This is a genomic window from Paraburkholderia sp. EB58 (assembly GCF_050436665.1).
Lineage (GTDB): Bacteria > Pseudomonadota > Gammaproteobacteria > Burkholderiales > Burkholderiaceae > Paraburkholderia.
The window spans coordinates 87,250-107,871 of sequence record NZ_JBNDMQ010000005.1; the positions used below are offsets into that span (position 1 = coordinate 87,250).

Annotated in this window: 13 protein-coding genes; 7 read left to right on the forward strand and 6 right to left on the reverse strand. The window is 62.5% G+C overall.

Features of this window, described 5'->3' with window-relative positions:
• Positions 1-136: 136 nt before the first annotated feature.
• The 4 genes from P3T40_RS09275 (at position 137) to P3T40_RS09290 (ending at position 6,169) form a co-directional block, all read left to right on the forward strand.
• Positions 137-2,035: a potassium transporter Kup gene (locus P3T40_RS09275; protein WP_429267395.1), complete on the forward strand. Its 1,899-nt coding sequence runs from the start codon at positions 137-139 to the stop codon at positions 2,033-2,035.
• 661 nt (positions 2,036-2,696) lie between these two features.
• Entirely contained in the window at positions 2,697-2,837 is a 141-nt protein-coding gene (locus P3T40_RS09280) for a hypothetical protein (protein ID WP_429267396.1), read from the forward strand.
• A 212-nt stretch (positions 2,838-3,049) separates the two neighbouring features.
• Positions 3,050-4,801 carry an ABC transporter permease gene (locus tag P3T40_RS09285; RefSeq protein ID WP_429267397.1) on the forward strand — a complete coding sequence of 584 codons (1,752 nt, stop codon included), beginning with the start codon at positions 3,050-3,052 and terminating at the stop codon, positions 4,799-4,801.
• A 12-nt stretch (positions 4,802-4,813) separates the two neighbouring features.
• Entirely contained in the window at positions 4,814-6,169 is a 1,356-nt protein-coding gene (locus tag P3T40_RS09290) for an AAA-associated domain-containing protein (protein ID WP_429267398.1), read from the forward strand.
• A 59-nt stretch (positions 6,170-6,228) separates the two neighbouring features.
• Here the strand turns inward: P3T40_RS09290 and P3T40_RS09295 are convergent, their stop codons facing one another.
• Both P3T40_RS09295 and P3T40_RS09300 read right to left on the reverse strand, forming a co-directional pair.
• Positions 6,229-6,930: an aspartate/glutamate racemase family protein gene (locus tag P3T40_RS09295; RefSeq protein WP_429267399.1), complete on the reverse strand. Its 702-nt coding sequence runs from the start codon at positions 6,928-6,930 to the stop codon at positions 6,229-6,231.
• A gap of 121 nt (positions 6,931-7,051) precedes the next feature.
• Complete coding sequence (locus tag P3T40_RS09300) at positions 7,052-7,435, reverse strand: hypothetical protein (RefSeq protein ID WP_429267400.1); 384 nt, start codon at positions 7,433-7,435, stop codon at positions 7,052-7,054.
• Between the two features lie 173 nt (positions 7,436-7,608).
• Here P3T40_RS09300 and P3T40_RS09305 point away from each other — a divergent pair, with 173 nt between their 5' ends.
• Positions 7,609-8,898 (forward strand): amidohydrolase family protein, encoded by a 1,290-nt coding sequence (locus tag P3T40_RS09305; RefSeq protein WP_429267401.1) that lies wholly within the window; start codon positions 7,609-7,611, stop codon positions 8,896-8,898.
• A gap of 195 nt (positions 8,899-9,093) precedes the next feature.
• On the opposite strand, the gene P3T40_RS09310 is transcribed toward P3T40_RS09305, so the two are convergent.
• From P3T40_RS09310 to fixL, 4 genes are all read right to left on the reverse strand, one after another.
• Positions 9,094-11,196 carry a M3 family metallopeptidase gene (locus P3T40_RS09310; RefSeq protein WP_429267402.1) on the reverse strand — a complete coding sequence of 701 codons (2,103 nt, stop codon included), beginning with the start codon at positions 11,194-11,196 and terminating at the stop codon, positions 9,094-9,096.
• 194 nt (positions 11,197-11,390) lie between these two features.
• Positions 11,391-12,248: a bifunctional methylenetetrahydrofolate dehydrogenase/methenyltetrahydrofolate cyclohydrolase FolD gene (gene folD, locus P3T40_RS09315; protein ID WP_429267403.1), complete on the reverse strand. Its 858-nt coding sequence runs from the start codon at positions 12,246-12,248 to the stop codon at positions 11,391-11,393.
• Between the two features lie 413 nt (positions 12,249-12,661).
• The gene (fixJ, locus tag P3T40_RS09320) at positions 12,662-13,306 is read right to left on the reverse strand and encodes an oxygen response regulator transcription factor FixJ (protein WP_429267404.1); all 645 of its coding nucleotides are present in this window, start codon (positions 13,304-13,306) and stop codon (positions 12,662-12,664) included.
• Positions 13,303-15,816 (reverse strand): oxygen sensor histidine kinase FixL, encoded by a 2,514-nt coding sequence (gene fixL / locus P3T40_RS09325; RefSeq protein ID WP_429267629.1) that lies wholly within the window; start codon positions 15,814-15,816, stop codon positions 13,303-13,305. The genes fixJ and fixL overlap by 4 nt, the downstream gene beginning before the upstream one ends.
• A gap of 275 nt (positions 15,817-16,091) precedes the next feature.
• Here fixL and aceE point away from each other — a divergent pair, with 275 nt between their 5' ends.
• Together aceE and aceF are read left to right on the forward strand one after the other, a co-directional pair.
• Positions 16,092-18,788, forward strand: coding sequence for a pyruvate dehydrogenase (acetyl-transferring), homodimeric type (gene aceE, locus P3T40_RS09330; RefSeq protein WP_429267405.1), 2,697 nt, complete (start codon positions 16,092-16,094; stop codon positions 18,786-18,788).
• Positions 18,789-18,874: 86 nt separating this feature from the next.
• On the forward strand, positions 18,875-20,545 hold the full coding sequence (aceF, locus tag P3T40_RS09335) for a dihydrolipoyllysine-residue acetyltransferase (protein WP_429267406.1): 1,671 nt from the start codon (positions 18,875-18,877) through the stop codon (positions 20,543-20,545).
• Positions 20,546-20,622: the final 77 nt, after the last annotated feature.

Here is a 20,622-nt window from a genome sequence, read left to right on the forward strand (position 1 = left end):
TGTGACATATTTTCATCGCGTTGTATCAAGAACCTGCTACAAGCTAGTTGTTGTTCCGCTGGTGCGAGGGCCGTATTTCCGTCAGGCGCCAATACGGTCAGGCATGCCGTTATTTTCATTTAACTTACGACACCCTATGTCCTCATCTGTCACCAGCCCCACGACCCAGACCGTCAACGCCGCGCCCAGTCTCGTGTTGGGCGCAATCGGCGTGGTGTTCGGCGACATCGGCACCAGCCCGCTCTACACATTACGCGAATGTCTGAAAGCCGCGGGCGGCATCAGCCAGCCTAATGTGTTTGGTATCGTGTCGCTGATTCTCTGGTCGATCATCGTGGTGGTCACGCTCAAGTATGTGAGCTTCGTGATGCGCGCGGACAACGATGGTGAAGGCGGTATTCTCGCGCTCACCGCACTGGCGTCGCGCGTGGCGCCGGCGCGTCTCTCGCCGGTGCTGCTCACGCTGGGCGTGTTCGGCGCCGCGATGTTCTACGGCGATTCGATGATTACGCCGGCGATCTCGGTTATCTCGGCGGTGGAAGGCGTCACGCTGGTCGATCCGAAATTGACGGCGTGGATCGTGCCCATCTCGCTCGTCATTCTCACCGGCCTGTTCAAGCTGCAGAAGCGGGGCACGGGGACGGTCGGCAAGGTCTTCGGGCCGGTGATGATCGTCTGGTTCGTCACGCTGGCGGCGCTGGGCTTGCTGCATATTGTGACGGGTCCAGCCATCATCGAAGCCGTCTCGCCGCTTTTTGCCGTGCGTTTCGTCGCTCACGCACCCGGCACGGCTTTCGTGGTGCTCGGTTCGGTGTTTCTCGCGTTGACCGGGGGCGAAGCGCTTTACGCGGACATGGGGCACTTCGGCAAGAAGCCGATTCGCCTCGCCTGGCTGCTGCTGGTGTTGCCGAGTCTCGTACTGAACTACTTCGGCCAGGGCGCGCTGGTGCTGGCGCGGCCCGCAGCGGTGGAGCAGCCGTTCTTCGAGTCGGCGCCCGGCTGGGCGCTCGTGCCGCTGGTTCTGCTGGCTACCGCTGCCACCATCATCGCCTCGCAGGCGGTGATTTCCGGCGCGTTCTCGATGACCAAGCAGGCGGTCCAGCTCGGCTTTCTGCCGCGTATCCCCGTCGTCCATACGTCGACGCATGAGGTAGGGCAGGTCTACGTGCCGTTCATCAATGTGTCGCTGTACGCCGCGGTCGTATTTCTGGTGGTGTTCTTCAAGTCCTCCGACAATCTGGCTGCGGCCTACGGTATTGCCGTCGCCTCGACGATGCTGCTGACCACGATGCTGATGTATTTCATCACGCATTCGCTGTGGAAGTGGAAAGCGCTCTCGACCTTCGTCGTCATCGGGCCGTTAGTGCTGGTCGACGCGGTGTTCGTCTCGAGCAATGTCAGCAAGGTATTCGAAGGCGGCTGGTTCCCGTTGCTGGCCGGTGGCCTGTTGTTCACGGTGATGACCACCTGGCATCGCGGCCGCGAGCTGGTGGTGGAGCGCATGAAGACCGACAACATTCCGCTCGCGGGACTGATCAAGTCGCTGTGCGGCGGTTCGCATCCGCCGCCGCGTGTCGATGGCACGGCGGTGTTTCCGGGTGGAGTGGCAGGCATGACGCCGTCTGCGTTCATGCACAACCTCAAGCACAATCGGGTGATGCACAGCATCAACATCTTCATGGCCGGCATGACCGACAACGTCCCGCACGTGCACGACGATCAGAAAGTCGCCGTGGAAGACATGGGCTATGGCTGCTATTCGGTCACCGTGCGCAACGGCTTCATGGAGATTCCCAATGTGCCGGGCATCCTGCAACTGGTCGCGAAGAAGATCCCTGACTGGCAATACGAACCGCAGGATACGTCCTTCTTCCTCGCGCGCGACACGGTGCTTGCCACGGGGGAGAGCAAGGCCATGGCGCTGTGGCGCGAGAAGCTGTTCGCGTTCCTTGGCCGGAATGCGGCACAGGCGGCCGAATACTATAGTTTGCCGGCGAATCGCGTCGTCGAACTGGGCGGCCAGATCAATCTGTAGGCTTCGGCCTCGCGGCTGGGTGTTCACCCAGCCGCTTCTCTCGTCATCGTAGGCGCGACGTAAGCCGCCAAAAGCATCGCGTAACAGAGCCCGATTGAAGTGGCTTTGCTTAGCGAATCAAGTTGACTTTTGGTTCTCAAAATGTCTAGAATTCCGCGTCGTCACAAATGGGGCTAATGCCTTGGACAGTAGCAGTAGTCGATCTTCGATCAGATTCGCCGCCTGACTAGCAGGACGCCCGCGCTGTATTCTTTACGCCGCCGTCTTGCCAGCAGGCAGACGGTGCGCGCCGTAGTAATCAATCTCTCCGTGCACCTTTATCAGAGCCACATGAACACAGCGATGCCGCGCGTTCATTGTGGCTTCGTGTCGCGAGCCTCGCTCGTGGCTGCGCTTGCGCGCGCGCTGGAATGGTCCCGGCGTGCGCCAGGCGTGTAGACAAACACACGCGGCGCGCATTTGATGCGCGCGCGGTCGACGCCGATAAGGAGTGTCCCATGGACCCTGACAGTTACCCCACATCCTGTTCTTTATGCCGCTGCACCTTCCCTTTGTCTGAAGGAAGCGAGTAGATCGTTGCCGTCGCGCGCATGCCGCGCTGCCACTCCGGGTCTGCTGGCTTCCAGTGAATCGCGTTAAGCCAAACGCTCGGAGAAACACCATGAACTTCGGCCTCCTTCTGTCGCAACTGCCGCACGTCCAGGAATCGCGCGTCCATTACGACGCCATGCTGTCGCTGCAAGCCCGCGAGCCCCACAAGCTGATCGCACTCTGGCAGAGCTTCAAGTCGCTCATTTCCTGAATTCTCCCGATCTTGTGTTATCCGCAGGCGCCGTCATCGGTGACGATGACACGCGTGAGCGGATGACGCAGGCGTGTGTGCCGTTCTTTTGTTCGCCTATGTTTCGCCATGAGTGATTTCAGCTTTTCGTCGCGAGTGTTTGATCCCGCTGCCGCGCATTGGGTAAGCGTCGCTCCGTATGCTTCAAAAACCCGTGACCGGGGAGACGCCTGATGAATTTCAGTTTTAATCTAAACCGCACCGCCAATGCTTCCGCGTGGCGCCTGCTGCCCAACGGCTGGGACTTTGTCGCCTTCCCGCTGATCATCTGCGTGATTGCTTCGGTGGGGATCGGTTTTCACCAGACGCTTGCGCCGATGTCGACATTGAAGACCCAGGTCATCTCGCTCGACCCGGCAAGCCTGCCTGAATACGCATTGCGCACGACGCTGCGCATGCTCGCGGCGATGGTGGCGTCGCTGGCGTTCACGCTGATCTACGGCACGCTCGCGGCGAAGAGCCGCCGCGCGGGCCTCGTGCTGGTGCCGATTCTCGACATCCTGCAGTCGGTGCCGGTGCTGGGCTACATTTCGTTTACGGTCACGTTCTTCCTCGCGCTGTTTCCAGGGCGCGTACTCGGCGCGGAGCTCGCGGCGATCTTCGCGATCTTCACGAGCCAGGCGTGGAACATGACCTTCAGCTTTTACCAGTCGCTGCGCACGGTGCCGCGCGATCTGGATGAAGTCTCGCGTGGCTTCCATCTGACTGGCTGGCAGCGCTTCTGGAAACTCGAAGTGCCATTCTCAATGCCAGGCCTCATCTGGAACATGATGATGTCGATGTCGGGCGGCTGGTTCTTCGTGGTGGCCTCCGAAGCGATCACGGTGGGCAACAACACGATTACGCTGCCGGGCATCGGTGCGTATCTGGCGCAGGCGATTTCCGACAAGAACCTGCATGCGATCGGCTGGGTCATCCTGACCATGACGATCGTGATCATCGCGTACGACCAGTTCCTGTTCCGCCCGCTCGTCGCCTGGGCCGACAAGTTCCGCATGGAGAACACCAGCTCCGGTAACGCACCGGAGTCCTGGCTGCTCGATCTCGTGCGTCGCACGCGGCTGATTCACCGCGGCCTCGTGCCGATGGGTAAGCTGTTCGCCAACGCGGCGCGCGTGCCGATGCGCCTGCCGGGCCTGGGCCGCATCAGCTTCAGCATGCCACGCCGCCCAAAGCCATCGCTGGCCGGCGACATGATCTGGGGGATCCTCGTGATTCTCCTCACGCTCTATGTCGTCTATCGCGTCGTGACCTATGTCCGTACCGGTGTCGACCTTGCCGAAGTGGGACATGTGCTGGTGCTGGGCCTGATCACGCTGCTGCGCGTGGCGCTGCTGATTCTGATTTCGTCCGTGATCTGGGTACCGATTGGCGTGCTCATTGGCTTGCGGCCGGCGCTGGCCGAAAAGATCCAGCCGCTCGCGCAGTTCCTCGCAGCGTTCCCGGCGAACCTGCTGTTCCCGGTGTTCGTGATCGTGATCGTGCGCTTTCACCTGAACCCGGACATCTGGCTGTCGCCACTGATCGTGCTCGGCACGCAGTGGTACATCCTCTTCAACGTGATTGCGGGCGCCAGTGCCTATCCGAACGACTATCGCGAGGTCGCCACCAACTTCCGCATTCGCGGCTGGCAGTGGTGGCGCAAGGTGATGTTGCCGGGCATTTTCCCGTATTACGTCACCGGTGCGATCACCGCGTCGGGTGGGGCGTGGAATGCGAGCATCGTCGCGGAGTACGTCCAGTGGGGCGACACCAAAGTCGTCGCCCACGGTCTGGGCTCCTATATCGCGCAGACCACCGCCGCGGGTGACTTCCCGAAGATCATTCTCGGCATTGCCGTGATGTCCCTGTTCGTCACCTTGTTTAACCGCACGCTCTGGCGTCCGATGTACGCCTTCGCCGAATCCAGGCTTCGGCTCGATTGAGAGTAAAACACGATGCTAAATCCTAAAGTGGTATCTGCAGACCTGTTCCAGGCGGCGTCCCAGACGCCGTCGACGACTCCACGCCTCGGGGAAGAAGTGCTGCGCGTGAAGGACGTAAGTCGTGGCTTCGCCAAGAACCAGGACGAACTGCTGGTTCTCGACGATGTGAACCTGTCGCTGCGCGAAGGCGAGATCGTCGGCATGCTGGGCCGTTCGGGCTCGGGCAAGTCGACGCTGCTTCGCATCATTGCCGGCCTGATCCAGCCGACCGACGGCACGGTGGACTACCTCGGCAAGCCGCTCGATGGCCCTGCCAAGGGGGTGGCGATGGTGTTTCAGACCTTCGCGCTGTTCCCATGGCTGACCGTTCTGCAGAATGTGGAAGCCGGTCTCGAAGCCCAGGGCGTGGGCGCTCGCGAGCGGCGCGAACGTGCGCTGGCGGCCATCGACCTGATCGGTCTGGACGGCTTCGAAAACGCCTATCCGCGCGAGCTGTCGGGCGGCATGCGTCAACGTGTGGGCTTTGCCCGTGCGCTGGTGGTCGACCCGACGCTCCTGCTGATGGACGAGCCGTTCTCCGCGCTCGACGTTCTGACGGCCGAAACCTTGCGTACCGACCTGCTGGATCTGTGGACGCAGGGCCGTATGCCGATCAAGTCAGTGCTGATCGTCACGCACAACATCGAGGAAGCGGTATTCATGTGCGACCGGATTCTGGTGCTGTCGTCGAATCCCGGCCGGGTGATCGCTGAGATCAAGGTGCCTTTCAAGCATCCGCGCAACCGTCTCGATCCGGCGTTCCGCCGCCTCGTGGACGAGATCTACGCGAAGATGACCGCGCGTCAGACCGACGAGTCGACGAAGAAGGGCCTGGAACTGGGCAACTGGCTGCCGCATGTCTCGACCAACCTGATGGCAGGTCTGATCGAAACGTTGGCCGCGGCGCCGTACCACGGCCGCGCGGACATGCCGGAAATCGCCCGTTCGCTGCATCTCGAGGTGGACGATCTGTTCCCGGTCGCCGAAGTGCTGCAGCATCTGGGCTTCGCGGAAGTGCGCGAAGGGGACATTCTGCTGACGCCGCCGGCGCGTGTGTTCGCCGAACTGGGTACGCAGGAACGCAAGTTGATGTTTGCGGAACATCTGCTGCGCCATGTGCCGCTTGCCAGCCGGATCAAGAAGGTGCTCAACGAGCGGCCGGGACATCGTGCGCCGCGCGTGCGTTTCGAGCAGGAGCTGGAAGATTTCCTGTCGGACAGCGCCGCGGAAGAGACGCTCGACGCGGTGATCAACTGGGGCCGTTACGGCGAGATCTTCTCGTATAACGACCAGACTGAACTCTTCAGTCTGGAAGACGTGGAGTCCTAACGTATCCTGACCGGGTCTGGGCCGTTAGGCGCGCAGCGGCACTAGCCTGCCGCTGCGTCTCAATGATCGGTGTCGATCGCCCAGTCGACCGCAGCCTGCGCATGCAGCGCTGTGGTATCGAACACCGGCAACGCGGCATGCTCCGGTTTGATCAGGAGCGTGATCTCCGTGCAGCCGAGAATCACCGCCTGCGCCCCGCGCGCAACGAGGTCCGCGATCACCCGCTGATAGACGTGCCGTGAGTCGTCGCGGACCACGCCATGGCACAGCTCGTCGTAAATGATGCGATGCACGTCGGCGCGATCGGTTTCGTTCGGGATCAGCGTGTCGAGCGCGTAGCGCTCTTGCAGCCGTCCCGTGTAAAACGTCTGCTCCATGGTATAGCGAGTGCCGAGCAAGCCGACGCGCTCGATGCCAGCGGCGCGCAGCGCGCTGCCGGTCGGATCGGCGATGTGCAGGAAGGGGATCGTGATGGCCTGCTCGATCGACTCGCACACCTTGTGCATCGTGTTGGTCGCGAGGATCACGAGTTCCGCGCCGCCGCGTTCGAGCTGACGGGCGGCGCCGGCCATCTGCGCGCCAAGTGCGTCCCAGTCACCCGCGCGCTGATGGGCTTCGACGGTGGCGAAATCGACCGTCAGCAGCAGGCTGCTCGCGTTGTGGTGGCCGCCAAGACGCGCCTTCGCGTGGCGGTTGAGGAGCCGGTAATACTCTGCGGACGATTCCCAACTCATGCCGCCGATGATGCCAATCGTTTTCATCTCGCCGTCCTGCCGGTGTTTATAGCCGAGCGCTGAGTATAGGCCGGGCGGGGTGGTGGACAGCGGTACGGATCGGCAGGATTGCGCCGGTACGGCTCGGGTGAAGGCGGCAAATTCGCCGTCAAGTCTTCGGCAGGGTGGATTTTCCACGCCGTCCGCGCGGCTTCGGCTCGACGCCCACGCGCGGATCGCGCGCGAGCACGAGTGCGGTCAACCGTTCGACGGTGGGTTCGAACGCCGGATCGTCTTGCGCGATATAAAGCCATTTTCCAAGCACCGGATGTGGCCGCAGCGCGGGCATTTCGTCGACCAGCGCGGCGTGGCGCTCCTCCGATGTGCACACCAGCAGGCCATTCCATGGCGGGTCGCGATCGGAGGCAACCAGACACAACAGGCCGTCGATATAGGCGGCGTCGGACCCGAACATCCGTTTGCTAAGGTAGGTTGGTTCGCGCTCGAAAGCGTCGAAAATCCAGGCGAGCGAGTTGCGGATGGAAGACGGCATGGGCGAGAAGATACGTGAGCGTCTTGATGATGCTACTGTATTTTTGTACAGTAGCGTGTCGCGAATTCACTCGCTACTCCTCTCGCCGAGTTGCTGTCGCCGCCCTTGCCACCCCTGTCTCCCCAAATGCTTTCTGACGCCGATAGAATCGATGGCAGTCAAAGGAGCGAGACATGGACCTGATCATCCGCCGTGCCAGCCTGCCGCGTAGCGTTGCCCAGCATAAGGAACCAGTCGATATAGGCATCGAAGCGGGGCGCATCGTCGCGGTCGAGCCACACCTGGCGGCGAGCGCCCTGGAAGAAATCGACGCCGCCGGTTTGCTCGTCACGCCGCCTTTTGTGGACCCGCACTTCCACATGGATGCGACACTGTCGTATGGTCTGCCGCGCGTCAATGCGTCCGGCACGCTGCTCGAAGGGATCGCGCTGTGGGGCGAGCTGAAGCCGCAACTGACGCAGGAAGCGTTGATCGAGCGTGCTCTGCAGTACTGCGACTGGGCGGTCGCGCGCGGCCTGCTGGCGATTCGCAGTCACGTCGACGTGTGCGACCCGCGCTTGCTGGCCGTGGAAGCGCTGCTCGAAGTGAAGCGGCGCGTGGCGCCTTACCTCGACCTGCAACTCGTGGCGTTCCCGCAAGACGGCGTTTTGCGCAGCCCCGGCGGCTTCGACAACCTCAAGCGGGCGATTGCGCTCGGCGTCGATGTAGTTGGCGGCATTCCGCATTTCGAACGGACCATGGCCGATGGCGCGGAGTCAGTGCGGATCCTATGCGAGTACGCGGCGGAGCAGGGCTTGCGCGTCGACATGCATTGCGACGAATCGGACGATCCGCTCTCGCGCCACATCGAAACGCTGGCGGCACAGACTCACCGGCTGGGTCTGCATGGCCGGGTTACCGGCTCGCATCTGACCTCGATGCATTCGATGGACAACTACTACGTCAGCAAGCTGCTGCCGCTGATGTGTGAGTCGGGGGTGGCGGCGATTGCGAATCCGCTGATCAACATCACGCTGCAGGGCCGCAGCGACACCTATCCGAAGCGGCGCGGCATGACACGCGTGCCGGAGATGATGGCCGCGGGTATCAACGTCGCGTTCGGCCACGACTGCGTGATGGACCCGTGGTACAGCCTCGGCTCGGGCGACATGCTCGAAGTGGCGCATATGGGACTGCACGTCGCGCAGATGACTGGCATCGACGCAATGCACGCGTGCTTCGACGCGGTGACGGTGAATGCCGCGCGGATCCTTGGGCTTGAGGGTTATGGCATTGCTCCGGGATGCGAAGCGAATTGCGTGCTGCTGGACGCCCGTGACCCGGTCGAAGCGATTCGTCTGCGCGCTGCGCGCCTGGCGGTGATCCGGCGGGGCAAGGTGGTGGCGCGTTCGCCTGCGGCGCGTGCGACGCTTTTGCTTGAGGGACGGCCGTCGCAGATCGATTTCAAGTTGCAGCGTGGTTAGCTGAAGAGCAGGACGCGATAGCGGCCGAGAGCACCGCGCGGCAAGTAGCGTCGGCAAACGCGGCAATGCCGCCAACGCAAGCAATGCACCTAGCGTAAGCCCGGCTCGCTGCATCAGCCCCTTTGGCCACAAAAAAACCGGTGCTTGCGTAAGCAAGACACCGGCTTTTTACCCTGAGGCGCCGCAGCGCCCAGCCTAGTGCGTCGTAGCCGGAGTCATGCCGTTATGACGCAGCAGCGCGTCGATATTCGGCTCACGCCCGCGGAATGCCTTGAACGATTCCATCGCCGGCCGACTGCCGCCCACCTCAAGAATCTCCTTGCGATACCGCGTGCCGGTGGCCGAATCGAGCACGCTGCCGCTTGCCGCCTGAGCCGCTTCTTCGAACGCGGCGTAAGCGTCGGCGGACAGCACTTCGGCCCACTTGTAGCTGTAGTAGCCGGCTGCGTAACCGCCCGCGAAGATATGGCTGAACGTGTTCGGCCAGCGCGAGAAGGCCGCTTGCGGCACCACGTGGAAGCGTTCGTTGATCTCGCGGGCGAGGTCGTTGGCGCTCTTCGGGCCGCTCGCGTCGAAGTCGGTATGCAGCTTCATGTCGAACATCGAGAACACGATCTGCCGCAGCGTGCCCAAGCCGCTCTGGAAGTTCTTCGCGGCCAGCATCTTGTCGAACAGGTCGCGCGGCAGCGGCTTGGCGGTTTCGACATGCGAGCTCATGTCGCTCAGCACGTCCCACTCCCAGCAGAAGTTCTCCATGAACTGCGATGGCAATTCGACCGCATCCCATTCGACGCCGTTGATGCCCGACACAGCCAGTTCATCGACGCGCGTGAGCATGTGATGCAGGCCATGGCCGAACTCGTGGAACAGCGTGATCACCTCGTCGTGCGTGAAGCAGGCCGGCTTGCCGCCGACCGGCGCCGAGAAATTGCAGGTCAGATACGCAACCGGCGTTTGCACGCCGCCGTTCGCATGCCTGTGACGGGCCCGTGCATCGTCCATCCATGCCCCGCCGCGCTTGCCTTCGCGTGCATACAGATCGACGTAGAACTGCGCGACCAGAGCGCCGTCCTGATTCTCGATGCGGAAAAAGCGCACATCCGGATGCCACACGGCTGCTTCGTCGCGACGGATCTTTACGTCGAACAGCGTTTCCGTGACCTTGAACAGGCCCTTGAACACCACGTCTTCCGGGAAGTATTGCTTGACCTCGTTTTCCGAGAACGAATAGCGCTTCTGACGCAGACGTTCCGCGGCGAACGTCATGTCCCACGGTTGCAGCTCGGGCATGCCAAGTTCGTTTGCGGCGAATTCGCGCAGTTCCTTCCAGTCCTGTTCGGCGTGCGGACGGGCGCGCGTGGCCAGGTCTTCGAGGAAGGCCATCACTTGCGCGGGCGACTCAGCCATCTTCGGGGCGAGCGAGACTTCAGCGAAGTTCTGATAGCCGAGCATATGCGCTTCTTCGGCACGCAGCTTCAACTGCTCGGCGACGTTAGCAGTGTTGTCCCACTCGGCCTTGCCGCCGCCGTAGGTGCCGCCCAGCTCCGAAGCGCGGGTGACGTAAGCGCGGTACATCGTCTCGCGCATGGCGCGGTTTTCCGAGTACTGCATGACCGGGAAGTACGACGGGAAATGCAGCGTGAATTTCCAGCCGGTCTTGCCTTCGCGCTCGGCAGCTTCCTGAGCGGCTTCGATCACGTCTTCCGGCAAGCCCGCCAGATCTGCCTTGTCTTCGACGAGGTAGGTGTAGGCATTGGTCGCGTCCAGCACGTGGTCGGAAAACGCCTTGGAGAGGTTCGCCTGGCGCTCCTGCAATTCGGCGAAGTGGGGCTTCTGGTCTTCCGGCAATTCCGCGCCCGACAGGCGGAAATCGCGCAGGGCATTGCTGAGGATTTTCTTGCGTTCGCCCGTGAGCGAGCCAAAGTCGCTGCTGGCGGCGAGCGCCTTGTACTTTTCGTAGAGCGCGAGGTTTTGCCCGACGCTCGACCAGAATTCAGTCACGCGCGGCAGATTCTCGCCGTAGGCGGCGCGCAGCTCCGGCGTGTCGGCCACGGCGTTCAGGTGACCGATGACGCCCCATGCGCGCGAGAGCGGCTCAGTGACGCGCTCGACCGGGTCGACCACGTCGGCCCAGGAAGCGGGCGTGCTCGGTTCTGCGGCGCGCTCGACCGCGGCCGTCGCATTGGCGAGCAGCACGTCGAGAGCCGGGGTTACGTGTTCGGGGCGGATGTCGCCAAAGCGCGGCAGATCGGAGAAATCGAGGAGCGGATTGTCGTGTGTCGAATGAGTAGTGGACATGAGGCGGCTTCCTGTCTGACGCGGATGAATAGGCGTGAATCGGCGGACGTGGCTCGTGGCGGCGCCCGATACCCACATTATTGGGGCGCAGCGCCGCGATTCCAATCGGGCTACGGCACAAATTATCAGAAGTTCGCCTCGCGTGTCGCCGCGTTGATATTTGTGCCAGACCGCCGGCGCGGCCTCGTGCTTCTTTACGCCTTGTCGGCAGCGCGTTCGGCGGCTTCGATCGTGTTGACGAGCAGCATCGTGATCGTCATAGGACCTACGCCACCCGGCACCGGCGTGATATAGCCGGCCACTTCCTTCACGCCCGCGAAATCGACGTCGCCGCACAGCTTGCCGGCCTCGTCGCGATTCATGCCGACATCGATTACAGCAGCGCCGGGTTTCACCATCTCCGCAGTCAGGATGTTGCGCAGGCCGGTGGCGGCCACCACCACGTCGGCGTTACGTGTGTGCGCGGCCAGATCGCGGGTCTTGCTATGGCAGATCGTGACGGTGGCGCCCGCTTCGAGCAGCAGCAGCGCCATCGGCTTACCGACGATGTTCGAGCGGCCGATCACCACTGCGTTCGCTCCCTCCAGGTCGATCCCGTAGGCCTCGAGCATCTTCATCACGCCGTACGGCGTGCAGGGGCGGAACAACGGCTTGCCGGTCATCAGCGCGCCGGCGTTGGCCACGTGGAAGCCATCCACGTCCTTCTCCGGGGCTATCGCCTCGATTACCTTGTGGCTATCAATATGCGCCGGCAGCGGGAGTTGCACGAGGATGCCGTGGATCTTCGGATCGCGGTTCAGCTCGTCGATGCGCGCGAGCAGATCAGCTTCCGACAGGGTGGCCGGGTAGCGGTCATACGACGAGAACAGGCCGTTGTCTTCGCAGGCCTTGACCTTGTTGCGCACATACACTTCGCTGGCCGGGTTGTCGCCCACCAGCACGACGGCGAGGCCCGGCTGATGGCCACGGGCGGTGAGGGCGGCGGCGCGTGTGGCGACGTTGGCGCGCAAGGTCTTGGAGAGGGCGTTGCCGTCGATCAGTTTGGCTGTCATGGTCGGTCGAGGTTGGGCAGTTCGGAATGCGGGACACGGCGGCGCGCGTGATTTGCACGTTCGGCACACTCGGCACGTTGGAGACGTGCGCGTTTGCGACGTGCGCGTTCGCGACATACGCGTTTGCGACGTGCGATGGCGCTTTTCGTCACGAACCGGTCGGATCGCGAAAAGCGCGCGGCGCGGAAAAAGCGTCGCTGCGAAGTACAGCATTATACCGTCGCGGGCTCGCTAGCCGGATGGGCATGGCGATCCCCGGTTAGCGAAGAAGGTCGTAAAGCAGGGGAGAGCGGAGCGGTAGGGAGCGCGCGCCGACGGGACTCGAAACAGTCCGGCCGGCACGGCGGTCAGGCGGGGGGCGTTCCAAGGCTCGCTCGGTACTACCGCAGCAAGCCTTCTTGATGCGACAAGCCTTACTGCGTCTGTTGCGGCTTGTTCGACAACGCCAGTCGCAGCAGATCGGCGACCGTGTTGACGTTCAACTTTTCCATGATGTTCGCGCGGTGCGCTTCGACGGTCTTGATGCTGATGCCGAGGTCGTCGGCGATCTGCTTGTTCAGCCGGCCGGCGATGATGCGCTCGAGCACCTGATGCTCACGCGCGGTCAGCTTGCCGAGACGCTCGGCCGCTGCGCGTTGCAGCTGCACGTTGGTGCTTTCGCTGCGCGCCTTGTCGAGCATGCGCTCGACGAGCTTGCGCAGTTCGGCTTCGTCAAACGGCTTTTCGATGAAGTCCATCGCGCCTTTTTTCATCGTCGACACCGCCATCGGCACGTCGCCGTGGCCCGTCACGAAGATGATCGGCAGCGAAGCGTTGTCAGCGATCAGACGTTCCTGCAACTCGAGTCCGCTCATGCCGGACATCCGCACGTCGAGGATCAGACACGCGATCTGGCCCGGGTGCGTGTGCGGCTGCCAGGCGTCGATGAACTGCTCGGCGCTGGAGAAGCACTGCACGCGGTAGCCGTTCGCCTCCAGCAGCCAGCGCAGCGAATCTCGCACGGCCTCGTCGTCATCGACGACAAAGACTGTTTCCTGTGTGGTGACTGGGCTGTTCATAGCTCTCCCGTAACGGTTTGTGGTGTCGGCGCCTCTGACCCGCCGTTGCTCGGGCCATCAGGCTCTCCAATAGGCAGACTGCAATGGAACGTGGCGCCTGTGATATGGCCGTCAGACTCGACGTTGTTGACCACCCACAGGCGACCGCGATGCGATTCAATAATCGAACGGCAGATGTTCAGCCCCATGCCCATACCGTCGGACTTGGTGCTGTAAAACGGTTCAAACAGACGCTCGGCCGTGGCTTCGTCGACGCCCGGACCCTGGTCCACCACGCTGATGCACACGAAGCCGCTCTCCAGCCGCACGACTACGCGGATCACCGGATCGACCGCGTTGGGCCGTGCGTCGTGCATGGCTTCGGCGGCGTTCTTCAACAGGTTCACCAGTACCTGCTCGATCAGCACCGGGTCCACGTAGATCACCGGCAAACGCGAGCGCAGGTCCGTGACGATCCGGATGCGGCGCTTGCGCGCCTCGATCTCAGCCAGCCCGACCGCGTCAGCCACGATGTCGGCGACACGGGTGGCCTGGCGTTTCGGCTCGCTGCGCTTCACGAACTCGCGGATCCGCTTGATGATCATGCCCGCCCGCACCGCCTGCTGCGCGGTCTTTTCGAGCACGGGCAGCAGATTGTCAGGCGTTGTCCGCCCAGATTTAACCAGTGCTACGGTTCCGGAGCAATAGTTATTGATTGCGGCGAGCGGCTGGTTCAGTTCGTGAGCGAGCGACGAGGCCATTTCGCCCATCGTCATCAGGCGGCTGGTGAACTGCAGCTTCTCGTCCTGCTGGCGCGCGAGTTCCTGCGCCTGCTTGCGGGTCGTGATGTCGGTTGCGATCTGCATCTGCGCCAGATGGCCGTCCACCCACTGGATGTACTGGCGGCGCACTTCGAACCACTTCTGTATGCCCTGTACATAGACTTCCTGGGCATCGGCGGTGCTTTCGGTCAGTGCCGCAGCGGGCAGGCCGGCGTAGGCGTCGACCATGTCGATCGAATCGGACGAAGCCTCGCCGCTATCGAAGCCGCCGCCCGCGAGTTCCAGATGACCGTCCGGACGGATGCCGAACAGGTGGCGGTAATAGCGGTTGGCAAACAGCAGTTCGGCTTCATCGGCGGCTAGCACGGACACCGCGGCGTCGAGACTTTCGAGCACGGTGGTGAAGCGTTCGTGCGCGGCGGCGAGTTCTTCGCGGGCGCGTTTCGGTTCGGTGATGTCGGTCATCGACGACATCCAGCCGGTCTGGCGGCCCGAGCTGTCGATCAGCGGCGACACGTAAAGCCGCGCGTGGAAGAGCGACCCGTCCTTGCGGCGCACGCGCAGCTCGAAGCCCGAGGAAGGCGCCTTGCCGCGCAGCGTCATGTCGAGCTGGCGCTGCATTTCCGGATACGCGTCGCGTGGCCAGTAGGGGAACGGTGCGTTCTTGCCGACCAGATCGCTTTCGTCCCAGCCGGTCATACGGCAGAAGGCGGGATTCACGTGGGTGATGCGGCCGTGCATGTCGAGCACGCGCATGCCGATCAGCACGGAGTTTTCCATGGCACGGCGGAAGAACGCTTCGGCATACAGCGCCTGCTGCGCTTCAAAGCGCTGGCGCGTGTGCTTCCAGAGGCTCCACAGACTCCACAGCACGAAGCACGACAGGCCCGCGACCAGCCACACGAGCGTGTTGTTCGTGAAGTTGGTCATCTGCGGGAACGCGTAGACGCGCACCGAGATGCCCTGGCCGGGTGGGTCGAGCGGCAGGTCGTAGAACATGTCGCGCGGCAGGCGCGGACGTGTCGAGGTGGTGGCGAGCTCGCGGTTGTTCAGGTCGATGATCGAGATCTTGTACTTCGCCGACAACTCCGGCGGGATGTCGTGCTTCAGGACGCCTTCGATCGAGAACACCGCCGCGATCGAGCCGAGAAACTCGCGGTCGCGATACACCGGCGTCTGCAGCGTCAGATAGCCGTTGCCGAGATCGTCATAAATGAGCGGGGAGTACACCTGGCGGCGCGAGGTGCGCGCGTCGTTGAACGCGGCCTTCACGGCTTCGTCCATCTGCGCGTCGCTGGGTTTTGCGAGGCGCTGGCCGAACACCGGTAGCGCCGTATTGGGCCAGCGCGGCTGCTGCTGGGGCGTGAACCAGTTCATGTAGAGGATTTCGGGATGCCCCTGCATGATGTCCGTGGTAGACACCTGGAACGAATGCGGATCGGCGTGGCCCGCGGCGAGATCGCGCGCGAGCGCCTGGATCTGTTCCTGCGCGCCCGTCATGGATAGACGAATCTGTTGCTGCGCCCACGCGACGTTACGGTAGAGCGTGTCTTCCTGCTGCTGTTGCTCGCGCCGGTTCAGACTCCACAGAATCAGGCTCATGACGACCAGGAACACCAGGATCGACAGGAGCGGCGTCAGCAAATAGGAATTCGACCACCATGGTCCATGGTGCCAGCGGGACGGCGACGAATCCGCCGTCGTTCGGGCGGGCCGCGCCGAGCGTGCGAAAAGCCGTTCGGTCAACATGGCTGGCATTGTAGCGCAGCGTGTGACTAGCAAATGGCGCAAAAAAGCGCTGAAAGTACCGCTAATCGGAGCAAACTAGCCGACGTATCCGTTGATCCGCAGCGAAACCAGGGTGCGCCGCAACAATTTTCCGCATTATGAGAAACGATCTCGTAATTCGAAAATTTTGTTGCGCAGACGGCGAGCGCCTTATTACAATCGGCCCGAAGCTGCCGCGGTCGGACCTCGTCCGCGTCGTCTGTTCAAAGAGCGTTCCTTATCCTCAGGAGACGAGCATGTCCGCTGTACCCGACGAAGTCATGAAATATGTCGCCGCCGAGAAAGACGACGATCCCCAGGAAACCGGCGAATGGCTGGAAGCGCTGGATGGCGTGATTTCTGCTGTGGGCCCCGATCGCGCCCACTATCTGATCGAAAAGCAAATCGAATTTGCTCGCGTGCACGGCGAACATCTGCCGTTCTCCGCCAATACTCCCTACATCAACACGATTCCTGTCTCGCGTCAGGCGCCCATCCCCGGCGACCAGGACATCGAACACAAGATCCGCTCCTACACACGCTGGAACGCCATCGCGATGGTGCTGCGCGCGGGCAAGGACACGAACGTCGGCGGCCACATTGCTTCGTTCGCTTCGGCTGCCACGCTGTACGACGTCGGCTATAACCATTTCTGGCATGCACCGTCGGAGCAGCACGGCGGCGACCTCGTGTTCGTGCAGGGCCACTCGTCGCCGGGTGTCTACTCGCGCGCGTTCCTGCTCGGCCGTCTCTCCGAAGACCAGCTCGACAACTTCCGTCAGGAAGTGGGCGGCGAGGGTATCTCGTCGTATCCGCACCCGTGGCTGATGCCGGACTTCTGGCAATTCCCGACCGTCTCGATGGGCCTCGGCCCGATCATGGCGATCTATCAGGCGCGCTTCATGAAGTACCTGCAGGCGCGCGGCATTGCGAAGACCGACGGCCGCAAGGTCTGGGCCTTCCTCGGCGACGGCGAAACGGACGAGCCGGAATCGCTCGGCGCGATCGGCATGGCCGGCCGCGAACGTCTCGACAACCTGGTATTCGTGATCAACTGTAACCTGCAGCGCCTCGATGGTCCGGTGCGCGGTAACGGCAAGATCATCCAGGAACTCGAAAGCGAATTCCGCGGCGCCGGCTGGAACGTCATCAAGGTGATCTGGGGCAGCCGCTGGGATGCGCTGTTCCAGCGCGACAAGTCGGGCGCGCTGATGCGCCGGATGATGGATGTCGTGGACGGCGAATATCAGACGTACAAGTCGGAGTCTGGCGCATACGTGCGCGAGCACTTCTTCAATACGCCGGAGCTGAAGGCGCTGGTCGCCGACTGGTCCGACGAAGACATCTGGAACCTGAACCGCGGCGGTCACGATCCGCACAAGATTTACGCGGCGTTCCAGGAAGCATCGAATTCGCAGGGCCAGCCGACCGTCATTCTCGCGAAGACGATCAAGGGCTACGGCATGGGCGAAGCCGGTCAGGCGATGAACATCACCCACCAGCAGAAAAAGCTGCACGTGGATCAGCTGAAGAAATTCCGCGACCAGTTCCGTCTGCCGATCTCCGACGAAGATATCGTCAACGTGCCGTACCTCAAGTTCGAAGAAGGTTCGAAGGAACTCGAGTACATGCGCGCTCGCCGTCAGGACCTCGGCGGTTATCTGCCGGCGCGTCGCCGCAAGGCGGAGTCGCTGCCAGTGCCGGAACTCAGCGCATTCGAGCCGCTCCTGAAGGGCACGGGCGAAGGGCGCGAGATTTCCACGACGATGGCGTTCGTGCGGATCCTCAACATCCTGCTGAAGGACAAGGCGCTCGGTAAGCGCGTCGTGCCGATCGTGCCGGACGAGTCGCGTACCTTCGGTATGGAAGGCCTGTTCCGTCAGATTGGTATCTGGAATCAGCAAGGCCAGAAGTACGTGCCGGAAGATTCCGACCAGTTGATGTTCTACCGCGAATCGGAAACCGGTCAGATCCTGCAGGAAGGGATCAACGAAGCCGGCGGTATGTCGGACTGGATCGCTGCCGCGACGTCGTACTCGACGCACGGCGAGATCATGATCCCGTTCTACATCTTCTATTCGATGTTCGGCTTCCAGCGTATTGGCGACCTGGCCTGGGCGGCGGGCGACATGCGTTCGCGCGGCTTCCTGCTGGGTGGCACCGCCGGGCGTACGACGCTGAACGGCGAAGGTCTGCAGCACGAAGACGGCCACTCGCTGTTGTGGGCGGCTTCGGTGCCGAACTGCATCAGCTATGACCCGACGTTCGGTTACGAACTCGCCGTCATCATGCAGGACGGTCTGCGCCGCATGGTCGCGGATCAGGAAGACGTCTATTACTACGTCACGGTGATGAACGAGAACTACGAGCATCCGGCGATTCCGCAGGGCGATAGCGTCGCCGCGGACATCATCAAGGGCATGTACTCGTTCAGGAAGGCCGAAGCCGACAAGAAGGCGCCGCGCGTCCAGCTGATGGGCGCGGGCACGATCTTCAATGAAGTGATCGCCGCGGCTGACCTGCTGAAGAACGACTGGGGCGTCGCTGCCGACCTGTGGAGCGTGCCGAGCTTCACGGAACTGGCCCGCGAAGGCCACGAAATGCAGCGCTGGAACCTGCTGCACCCGACCGAAGAGAAGAAGCTCTCGCACGTCGAGAAGCTGCTCAAGGACGCACAAGGCCCGGTCATCGCATCGACCGACTACGTGCGCGCGCTGACCGAGCAGATCCGCGCGTTCGTGCCGCAGAAGTTCGTCGTGCTGGGCACGGACGGCTATGGTCGTTCGGACACGCGTGAAAAGCTGCGTCACTTCTTCGAAGTCGATCGTTACTGGGTCACGGTTGCCGCGCTGAACGCGCTGGCAGACGAAGGCAAGATCGAACGCAAGGTCGTCGCCGAGGCGCTCAAGAAGTACAACCTTGATCCCGCCAAACCCAACCCGATGACCGTCTAAGGCATCCTTCCCCGTGTGCCACGGCGTGCACGCCTGCTTCTGATCGATAGGAGCAGGCGCCGTACGCGGCCCAGGAGACACTAACAATGAGTCAAGCGATCGAAGTCAAGGTGCCGGACATCGGCGATTACAAGGACATCCCTGTGATCGAGGTGCTGGTGAAGGCGGGTGACACCGTCGAGAAAGAGCAGTCGCTCGTCACGCTGGAATCGGACAAGGCGACGATGGACGTGCCGAGTTCGGCTGCCGGCACGGTCAAGGAAGTGAAGGTCAAGGTGGGCGATAACGTGTCGGAAGGCTCGTTGATCGTCGTGCTGGAAGGCGCCGAAGGCGGTGCGGATGCGGCCAAGCCCGCTGCTGCACAGGCCAATGGTGCTGCGGCGGCTCCCGCTCCGGCACCGGCGCCCGCTGCTGCGCCGGCACCTGCTCCCACACCTGCTGCAAGCGGTGGCGGTGTGCAGGAAGTGAAGGTTCCGGATATCGGCGACTACAAGGACATTCCCGTGATCGAGATCGCGGTGAAGGTCGGCGATCGTGTCGAGAAAGAGCAGTCGCTGGTCACGCTCGAGTCCGACAAGGCGACCATGGACGTGCCGAGCACGGCCGCTGGCGTCGTCAAGGAACTGAAGGTCAAGGTCGGCGATACGGTGTCGGAAGGTTCCGTGATCGTGGTGATCGAAGCCGAAGGCGGCGCGGCTGCCCCGGCTCCCGCACCTGCGGCCAAGCCCGTGGCAGAAAAGCCGTCCGATGCGCCGGCTACGCCGAGCCCGGCACCGGCTGCGCCGTCCGCGCTGGCCCAGGCGCCGCTCATCCCGGCGGGCGAGGGCGGTGCGCGTAAGGCAAGCCACGCTTCGCCGTCAGTGCGCAAGTTCGCGCGCGAACTGGGTGTCGACGTGTCGCGCGTGCAGGGTACGGGTCCGAAGGGCCGCATCACGCAGGACGACGTCACGGCGTTCGTCAAGGGCGTGATGACGGGTCAGCGTGCGGCTCCGGCTGCAGCGCCTGCTGCGGCAGGAGGCGGCGAGCTGAACCTGCTGCCGTGGCCGAAGATCGATTTCACCAAGTTCGGTCCGGTCGATCCGAAGCCGCTCTCGCGTATCAAGAAGATCTCGGGCGCGAACCTGCATCGCAACTGGGTCATGATTCCGCACGTCACCAACAACGACGAAGCGGATATCACCGAGCTCGAAGCGCTGCGCGTGCAACTGAACAAGGAAAACGAAAAGGCCGGCGTGAAGTTCACGATGCTGGCGTTTGTGATCAAGGCGGTTGTTGCTGGCCTGAAGAAGTTCCCGACGTTCAATGCCAGCCTTGATGGCGATAACCTCGTGTTCAAGCAGTACTACCACGTTGGGTTTGCTGCTGATACGCCGAATGGTTTGGTTGTGCCTGTTATTCGCGATGCGGACAAGAAGGGGCTCGTTGAGATTGCCAAGGAGATGGCCGAGCTTTCCAAGGCCGCTCGTGAGGGCAAGCTTAAGCCGGATCAGATGCAGGGTGGGTGCTTCTCGATTTCTTCTTTGGGTGGGATTGGTGGGACGCACTTTACGCCGATCATTAATGCGCCTGAGGTTGCCATTCTTGGGCTGTCCCGTAGCGCTATGAAGCCGGTTTGGGATGGGAAGCAGTTTGTGCCTCGGCTGACTATGCCGCTTTCCTTGTCGTACGACCATCGGGTTATCGACGGGGCTGAAGCTGCTCGCTTCAATGCGTATCTGGGTGCGATTCTTGCCGATTTTCGGCGTGTGATTCTGTGATTGTTTGACGTTTTTGTTGCGCCGGGGGCGTGGGTTTCTTGTTGTTCGGTTATCCACGTCCCTCGCTGAACTTGCCT